Origin of the sequence: Rhodococcus chondri (genome assembly GCF_036327435.1) — a bacterium.
Lineage (GTDB): Bacteria > Actinomycetota > Actinomycetes > Mycobacteriales > Mycobacteriaceae > Rhodococcus > Rhodococcus chondri.
The window spans coordinates 1-1,131 of sequence record NZ_JAUZMZ010000377.1; the positions used below are offsets into that span (position 1 = coordinate 1).

Sequence of the window (1,131 nt, forward strand, 5' to 3'; positions counted from 1 at the left end):
GGTCATCTCGGTGTCGCCGAAGGTGGCGGTGTTGGTGGGTACCGCGAGCAGCTGGGCGCCCGCGTCGATCGAGTCCCGGAACGCCCGGTCGAACGCCACCTCGTAGCAGGTGGCGACGCCGATGGGGATACCGGCGGCGGTGACCGCGCCGTCCCCGTCCCCCGGCACGAAATGTCCGGCCCGGTCGGCGTATTCGGAGAACAGCCGGAAGAACGAGCGGTACGGCAGATACTCGCCGAACGGCTGGATGATCCGCTTGTCGTGCTGCTCGCCGGGACCGGACTGCGGCCCCCACACGATCACCGAGTTGGTGGTGGTGCCGTCCCCGTTGAGCAGCACCGCGCCGACGAGGATCGGCGCGCCGATCAGGGCGGCGGCCGCGGTGATGTCGGCGGCGGCGTCCGGGTTGCGCAGCGGGTCGATGTCCGAGGCGTTCTCCGGCCAGATCACCACGTCGGGCGCGGCGACGGTGCCGGCGCGGACGTCGGCGGCCAGCTCCCGGGTGCGGGCGACATGGTTGTCGAGCACCGCCTTGCGTTGCGCGTTGAAGTCCAGTCCCAGTCGCGGGACGCTGCCCTGGATCGCGGCCACGGTGACCGTGCGGGCGCCGGCGCCGGGGTCGGGCAGCAGCGGCCACACGGCGAGCGCGGTCAACGGGGCGAGGATCGCCCACGCCCCGGCCCGCAGCACGGTCGTGCGGGCGGTCTCCGGGGCGCCGGGGCGCGGGCGGGCCCGCCGGGCCAGGGCCAGGGCCGCGGCGGCGAGTCCGGTGCCGGTCAGGGCCACCGCGAACGAGACCAGCGGGGCGCCGCCCACCGCGGCGAGCGCGGCGAACACCCCGTCGGGTTGCCCGAAGGCCAGCCGGCCCCACGGGAATCCGCCGAACGGCACGGTGGCGCGCAGGTATTCGGTCAGGCTCCACGCCGCGGCGATCCACAGCGGCGCGGCGCGCAGGGCGCGCAGATGCATGGCCAGCGCCCCGAACGCGCCGACGAACACGGCTTCGGCGGCGGCGAGCGCGAGCCACGGCAACGGCCCGACATACACCCCGATCCACGGCAGCAGCGGCACGAAGAATCCGAGGCCGGCGAGGTAGCCGTAACCGAACCCCGCCCGTCGGCGCAGCGGCTG

General features: G+C 75.1%; 1 protein-coding gene. It reads right to left on the bottom strand.

The annotated features are described in order from the left end of the window. The coding region (gene lnt / locus Q8814_RS26230) for an apolipoprotein N-acyltransferase (protein WP_330154842.1) at positions 1 to 1,131 on the bottom strand (1,131 nt) is incomplete at both ends.